We start from the raw sequence: 6,656 nt of genomic DNA, 5'->3' as shown, positions 1-6,656 counted from the left end.
GCCCGCTGCCACAACGACGATTGCCCCTGCCCTGCCGGCATAGTCCATGGCCTCTTGCAGACTGCGATGCACGTTGAGGGCCACTCCGGTCAGACCCACACTGAGGTTGATGACCCTGGCACCAGCATTGACGGTATCGATAATCGCCACTGCCAACTCATCGGGCGTGCTGGAGACAATGCCGCTGTAACCAGGCGACTCCTCTCTGAATATCGGCCTGACAACAACATCGCATCCAGGACAGATTCCCGGCGCCACACTGCCACGACGGGCACAGATTATTCCGGCCACAAACGTCCCGTGCATGCACGCAACACTGTCCGTAATCCTGCACAAACCCGAGTTGCCCGCTGACAGCGACCTAATCCTTACGCCTCCAAAGTCCGGGTGGGTAACCTCCACGGGGCCATCGATTATACCAACGGTTACATCGGCGCTCCCCTGTGTCTTTGTCATCAATGACTCGATATTTATCAGTGTCAATGGTGATATCACTGTCTTTGCCTCCTGTTTGGATAAGTCTCACTTTTTTCGGGTAATTATCTATACTATTCCATTGAATTTATAAAAATCCAGAGAAGTTTTGTTCACAGAACTGTGAATAATACTTCACATTCCGATTGTTGCATGTGTATGGTGTTCGTGTCAGGCCCAAGTCATCTGGAAACTCAAGCGTTGCCTTGCAAATAAGCAATGAAACGTATTATTATAATATGTATGGAGAAGGTAATTGTATCGGCGAAGACAGACAATGCCAGCTCAGACGCTGCGGGCATATGCACTGTGGACATCCCATCATCGGAACAATGGCTATATGACAATAAAGATGCCCTCGAAAGTGTCAAGGCAGGGCAGGGGCAATCGTCGTTGTGGCAGCGGGCAATCGGGGGGCAATGATTGCCTCGCCCCTGATCAATAATTCATGCGTGATACCGGTTGCCGCATGTGATGAGGATGGTCGTATCAGCGGAGGGTCAAACATCAGCCCTTCCATCGGGAGATACGGGTTAATGGCGCCGGGGGTTGGGATAACCAGCACCTCAGGGACGGAGGGGTATGCTACGTTAAGTGGGACGAGCTTTGCCGCCGCCTTTGTGACGGGGGCAATTGCACTGTTGATGTCTGAGTTTCCGGGTGTCGGTGCAGCGGAGATAAAAAACGCCTTATTGACAGCCTCACCACGCAGGAGGACGATCACCCCGCCACGCCTTGACGTTGAGGCGGCATGGAATACACTAAAAACGATTCACAACAAATCAATCAATAACAGGAGGAATTGGACTATGTCAGCAGAACTTCAGAGTGAAGGATTAGCAGAGGATGTCAGGGTGGCACAGGAAAGCGCTTTGGCAGGGGCATTACAAACGGAGGCCTTAGGCGCAACCAGGGCGTTCCCTGCACAACAATTAGCCCCGGGGACGTCTGCTGCGCCGCAGGGGGGGGACAGCGGTCTGCAGCAGTGGAAGTTTATCTTTGCCCTGGGCAGTGTGGACGTGCGGTTTCCTAACCTGGGGGTAGAGAAGGAGTTTAATCAGGTTGCAGCGGCACAAGGTGCAAACGGTGTGACGGCAAAAGAAGTAAGATACAATGTGTTAAAGGCCAACCGTCACCTTGCCAGGGAGGTGTGCTGGGTGTTGCAGATTGAAGGGATCGATACCTACATCCTCGTCCCATCCGATCCGTTATACCTTGACATGCTGGTGGACTGCATTGCCCCCACTGACGATAGGGCAGAGATGGACATTGACGTTGTAATAGGCTTGAAGGGGCCTGTTGCTCCCCCGGAGATGTGTAACGGGCTGGCTCTCCCGATTGTGGCCGTAAGCAACATGTATCAGTTTGAGCTTAAGAGGTTTTCCGACAAGGCGGCAAGAGATACGATTAACAAAATCATGGCAATGGCTGACAATACCGGCGAGATGGATGCACACCGTGCCGTTAATTACCTGGCAGTGCGTTGTGACAAGATGTATGCACTCATCTCCAGGAAGTGTGGTAGTGGTCAGGACGGTGGATATTTACTGGAGGGTATCGATGTAAAGCCGTCGAGGTTGAGTTCAGCGCGCAAGATTTTAAACGTAATATTTGCCTTTTACAACAAGTCTGATGGCTACAGGGAAAAGCACTATATAAGGGTAGACGTCAACGATAAGTATCCCTTCATTATAGGCGAACTCAGCGAGTACTACGAAAACAGGGGTGCGTAATCAATAACGGCGGAGGTGCACAGCATATGTCAGATGATAGCAGAGACGATAGCAAGACCACGGGAGGCAGGCATCAGCCGATAAGGATAAAGGTTCCCGGGTTTATCTCAGAGGAAGTAGGCTTGGGCGACGTCATCAAGACTGTGACGTCCACGTTTGGGATTAAGCCCTGCGGTGGTTGCCAGAAGCGGGCGGAGACACTCAACAACTGGGTCTCATTTACACCGTGGGACAGGCATGGATAATCAACAAAGTCAGGGATGGACTCATACGATGTCATCAGCACATCAGTTTTTTGGAGGCGCACGGAGTGTCGAAGCGGTTCAACAAGGCAATGGTTCAGGCACATGTGACCCGGGCGTATGCAGAAAGAACCCCATTTATGCAATAGGGAGCATTGACATGCGTTTCCCCAACCCGGGCATAGAGCGCGAGTTTGATTACCTTGCTACCAGAATAGACACCGGTATTTTGACCAGGGAAGATATCAGGTACCACGTGCTAAGACAACACCCGCACCTGTCAGGTGAGGTCTGTTGGGTGATGCAGATTGAGGGGGTAGATACATACATACTCATCCCATCTGATGTATCGGTACTGGATGACCTGATAGAGTGCATCTCGCCACAAATCAGCAAGGGAAAGAACTGTAACGTGATTATAGGCTCAAAGGGCCCCATAGCCCCTGCACAGGCGTGCAACGCACTGACGGTCCCCGTGGTTGCCGTAGACTGCATGTACTATTTCGATCTACCGTCGTTTATCAAGGGCATACCACCCAGGAAAGAGGCTGCAAATCAAGAGGACTTCGACAGATTGGCTACCGATATGATCAGCAACAAGATCATGCAAATGACCGATAACATCGGCGAAATGGACGAGCACCGTGCCCTCAATTACCTGGCTGTACGCTACGACGGTATATACAGGTTGCTATACGACAGGAGCCAGGAGAGCATACTTGAAGAGATATCGGTGCTACCATCGAGGTTAAGTCCGGTGCGCGAGCAATTAAACGTTATCTTTACATTTACCCACAAGAGAGACGGTTATAAGGAAAAGTACTATGTCAGGGTAGATGTCAGCGACAAGTATCCCTTTCTGGCAAACAAGGTTACTCAGTATTATGAAACTAGAGGTATGTAGGTTGTCTTACTCGTGATTCACGGGTGGAGCATAGGGGGGTGGTTTTACCGTACCCCACAAATCTAAGATAAGAGGTGAATTAAAGTGAAAACACCAGGATTTACAGCAGAGGTTTCCATCTCCGGGGCATCCGGGACATATTCAAGTCAGGCAACGTTTGGCAGCGACGTTGTTGTTACCGCTCAGGGTGTATTTTGCAAGATGTGTGACATCCCGTGTATTGTCCCGGATTGTCCGCCATGTCTAATGTGCAAGGCTATGTTCTGTCCATAGTACATTGCATAGTATTTAATGAAAAAGATATAACAGGTCAAAGGGGGCGGGAAATCAGGCGACACCGCCTCCTTCTCCTCGCCCACGGCTGCCGAACCTGTCTTGCTTATGCGACCTTTTTTTCTATCTTTGTCAGCAGACCGATGATTTCTTTGCTCATTGGGCCTATTTTTTCGTACTTTTCCTCGGCGCCTGATGTATTGCCTGAGTGCTTTAGTCTTACGATTTCCTTTACGAGCGTGTGTAGGTTTTCGTGGATTGTTTCGAGGGTGATCATCTCATCCAGGTGACCAAAGCTATTGAGTCCCTTGGAGTACAGCCACTTGCCCAAGTCGCAGTCCTTGTGTGAGACGGCCTGAGACTCGGTCAGACTCTCCTTGCCATCGAGGAAGTCCCTGAGTCTGGTCTTCCACAGGAGGTGCTTGCTCCTGGCGTTAGAGAAGTCAAAGTTTGTAACGGGAGCGGCCTTGGCGGCGGCGGGGCGTGCCGTGGTGGTAATTTGCCTAACCGGGGCTTTTTTGACGATCGGCTTCCTCTCAGGGGTGATCACAGGCACGTGGTGTCTTGCCCTTGTCTGTGGGCGACTGTGCGACCTCTCCCCCGTGTGGAAGAAGCTCATCGCTGCCCTGAGCGCTTCAGCGTGTGCAGTCAGGGTCTGAGACGTGGAGGCTATCTCCTCCGAGGCGGCGGCATTTTGCTGGATCGTCTGGTCCAGGTGCTGGATGGCCTGATTGATCTGACCGGCACCGAGGCTTTGCTCATTGCTGGCTGCGCTGACCTCCTGTACCAGCTCCGATGTCCTCTGGATATCGGGCACAAGGCTCTGAAGCATACTGCCAGCCTTCTCTGCCGTCTGGACGCTTCCCACCGATAGTTCGCTGATCTCTCCAGCGGCCTTCTGACTCCTTTCGGCCAACTTCCTGACCTCGGAGGCAACCACGGCAAACCCCTTGCCATGCTCCCCGGCACGGGCTGCCTCTATGGCCGCATTGAGCGCCAGGAGGTTCGTCTGACGTGCGATCTCGTCAATGATGGATATCTTTTCGGCTATCTGCTTCATTGCATGTATTGCCTCCGCAACCGCAGCACCGCCCTCTTTGGCGTCATTGGCGGCCTTGACCGCTATACGTTCGGTCTGTTGGGCGTTGTCGGCGCTCTGTCTGATATTGGATGTCATCTGCTCCATGGAGGACGACGCCTCCTGCACCGATGCAGCCTGCTGTGTGGCGGCATCCGACAACTGCTGCGTTCCGGATGATATTTCACTGCTGCCCTCTGCCACACCATCAATGGCCGTGCTGACCTCGCTTACAACGGACTTTAACTTTTCGACCATCGTCTGTATTGCGGCCATCAACTGACCGATCTCGTCCTTGCCGGTAGCATCTATGCTGACGGTGAGGTCCCCTCCGGCAATGGCCCCGGTAACATCCATCATCATCGCAAGGGGGCGGGTAACGCTACGTACAAGCAGGCAGCTAGACACAACAACCGCAAGCAGGGCTATTAAGGCGACTATCAATATGGTGCGTTGCGCCCGTTCTTTGATTGTGCTGATCTTTCCATCCGCATCCTGCATTCGCTGGTCCGCTTCCTCAGAGAGTTCATCCGATAGACTCTCCAGTTTATGGATTGCGTCTTTGTATTGGCCAATTGCAGCGTTGGCCTCCTGTGTTGTCTTTACACTGCCATCGCTGATCATGGCATAGACCTTGTTAAAGCCGGTATAGTAGGTGGCAAGATCAGCCTTCATGGATGCGATACGTTCCCTGTCATTGGCTACTGTTGCTACTTTTTCTAATGCGTTAATCTTATCCAGGGCCTTACCCTTGAGGTCATTCCATTTCTTCAGATACCCCTCTCTCTTCTCCGGAGACGCTATGTTTATAAATATATCTTTTTCTTGTCTCCGTAGATTTAAGACGTTTGTCTTTAACCTTATGGAACTCTTCTCAAGCTCTGCATCGGTGTTCAACATAGCATCTACGGCATTACCCACCGAAGACATCCCCAGATACCCCACTGCCCCCACAATTAGCAACAGCAAAAGAACAAATCCAAACCCCAAACACAGTTTCAAACTAATTTTCATTATTAGCTCCTCCTGATACATTAAGATTTTTATAAAAGTCAACCATTGCACAATTGTAGCAGAGAACGAAATAAAAAAGATATCGGAATTAACCGGTGGGCAGGGTAATTTTGTTCTGACTGAAGATTAAGATTGTATGCTGCTTTTCAGAATGCCCCCCTCCCTTTTATCCCTCCCACAAGGGGAGGGAAATTTATGAGACACTAGCGCAATCCCCCTCCCTTTATGGGAGGGTGGGAGGGGCAATGGCCACGGAGAACAAATTAGCCCTGAACCGGTGGGTGCATAAGAAAGGTAGCACTCCGTTCAAACGTGGTTGCGTTACTCACGCACAGTAACAATGCCATATTGCTAAGGGATAAAAGTGGCTTAAATCCTCACAACTACGATTGATTGTGGTGCTACCCCTGCTCCTCAGTGGCCGGAGAATTCCTTTTGCAACTCAGCATTGAGTTTGAGTATTTCCTTTAGGTTGTCCCCTGTGAGGTCCCAACTGTACTCGCCCTTAAAGTTGCGTTTCAGCTTTATATGCACAGGTTTTTTCGGTGGCAGATTAGAGATGCCCGGTTCTTTTTTGACCTCCGGGGTTATCTTGCCCCCTTGGGCAATGTCCGTGCATGACAGCATCAGGGGCATCAATACGACGAGCAATATCAAACTGTATGCCCTGTAGTTTTTCATGGTTAGTAGCCCTTGTAGCCGTTTGTGATAGGGAAACGTCTGTCCTTACCAAAGGCCCTGCTGGTTATCTTGATCCCAGGTGGGGATTGCCGGCGTTTGTACTCGCTGTTGTCCACCATTTTCAGGACGTTTCTTGTGGTTGTTTCGTCGTTGCCAAGTGCGATGATCTCTTCGTAACTCATCTCCTTTTCCACGTATGCGGCAAGGACGGGGTCAAGCAGGTCATAGGGGGGCAGTGAGTCGGTGTCCTTTTGCGA

The 6,656-nt window shown here is 51.1% G+C and carries 8 protein-coding genes and 1 pseudogene; 5 read left to right on the top strand and 4 right to left on the bottom strand.

What is annotated here, in order from left to right; genetic code table 11:
* The coding region (locus HWQ67_RS10935) for a S8 family serine peptidase (RefSeq protein ID WP_218252723.1) at positions 1–495 on the bottom strand (495 nt) is incomplete at its 3' end.
* A gap of 222 nt (positions 496–717) precedes the next feature.
* Here HWQ67_RS10935 and HWQ67_RS10930 point away from each other — a divergent pair.
* From HWQ67_RS10930 to HWQ67_RS10910, 5 genes are all read left to right on the top strand, one after another.
* The gene (locus HWQ67_RS10930; RefSeq protein ID WP_218252722.1) at positions 718–897 is read left to right on the top strand and encodes a hypothetical protein; all 180 of its coding nucleotides are present in this window, start codon (positions 718–720) and stop codon (positions 895–897) included.
* Entirely contained in the window at positions 870–2,207 is a 1,338-nt protein-coding gene (locus tag HWQ67_RS10925; RefSeq protein WP_218252721.1) for a S8 family serine peptidase, read from the top strand. Before HWQ67_RS10930 ends, HWQ67_RS10925 begins: the two co-directional genes overlap by 28 nt.
* A gap of 26 nt (positions 2,208–2,233) precedes the next feature.
* Positions 2,234–2,452 carry a hypothetical protein gene (locus HWQ67_RS10920; RefSeq protein ID WP_218252720.1) on the top strand — a complete coding sequence of 73 codons (219 nt, stop codon included), beginning with the start codon at positions 2,234–2,236 and terminating at the stop codon, positions 2,450–2,452.
* A 28-nt stretch (positions 2,453–2,480) separates the two neighbouring features.
* Complete coding sequence (locus HWQ67_RS10915) at positions 2,481–3,353, top strand: hypothetical protein (protein WP_218252719.1); 873 nt, start codon at positions 2,481–2,483, stop codon at positions 3,351–3,353.
* An 84-nt stretch (positions 3,354–3,437) separates the two neighbouring features.
* The gene (locus HWQ67_RS10910) at positions 3,438–3,626 is read left to right on the top strand and encodes a hypothetical protein (RefSeq protein ID WP_218252718.1); all 189 of its coding nucleotides are present in this window, start codon (positions 3,438–3,440) and stop codon (positions 3,624–3,626) included.
* A 106-nt stretch (positions 3,627–3,732) separates the two neighbouring features.
* On the opposite strand, the gene HWQ67_RS10905 is transcribed toward HWQ67_RS10910, so the two are convergent.
* From HWQ67_RS10905 to HWQ67_RS10895, 3 genes and pseudogenes are all read right to left on the bottom strand, one after another.
* Positions 3,733–5,718 carry a methyl-accepting chemotaxis protein gene (locus HWQ67_RS10905; RefSeq protein ID WP_218252717.1) on the bottom strand — a complete coding sequence of 662 codons (1,986 nt, stop codon included), beginning with the start codon at positions 5,716–5,718 and terminating at the stop codon, positions 3,733–3,735.
* Positions 5,719–6,132: 414 nt separating this feature from the next.
* A complete protein-coding gene (locus HWQ67_RS10900) occupies positions 6,133–6,399 on the bottom strand; it encodes a hypothetical protein (RefSeq protein WP_218252716.1) in 267 nt (88 codons plus the stop codon).
* A 2-nt stretch (positions 6,400–6,401) separates the two neighbouring features.
* A pseudogene (locus HWQ67_RS10895) lies at positions 6,402–6,656 on the bottom strand (NAD+ synthase); the annotation flags it as partial.

The organism is Candidatus Magnetobacterium casense (assembly GCF_019173545.1).
GTDB lineage: Bacteria > Nitrospirota > Thermodesulfovibrionia > Thermodesulfovibrionales > Magnetobacteriaceae > Magnetobacterium > Magnetobacterium cryptolimnobacter.
Note: the sequence above shows the minus strand (reverse complement) of the source record. Positions and strands in the feature narration are given on the sequence as shown.

What these genes read in the sequence shown, in the direction of transcription:
- HWQ67_RS10930 (WP_218252722.1), top strand. Translation starts at nt 718, where the DNA reads ATGGAGAAGGTAATTGTATCGGCGAAGACAGACAATGCCAGCTCAGAC.
- HWQ67_RS10920 (WP_218252720.1), top strand. Translation starts at nt 2,234, where the DNA reads ATGTCAGATGATAGCAGAGACGATAGCAAGACCACGGGAGGCAGGCAT.
- HWQ67_RS10915 (WP_218252719.1), top strand. Translation starts at nt 2,481, where the DNA reads ATGTCATCAGCACATCAGTTTTTTGGAGGCGCACGGAGTGTCGAAGCG.
- HWQ67_RS10905 (WP_218252717.1), bottom strand. Translation starts at nt 5,718, where the DNA reads ATGAAAATTAGTTTGAAACTGTGTTTGGGGTTTGGATTTGTTCTTTTG.
- HWQ67_RS10900 (WP_218252716.1), bottom strand. Translation starts at nt 6,399, where the DNA reads ATGAAAAACTACAGGGCATACAGTTTGATATTGCTCGTCGTATTGATG.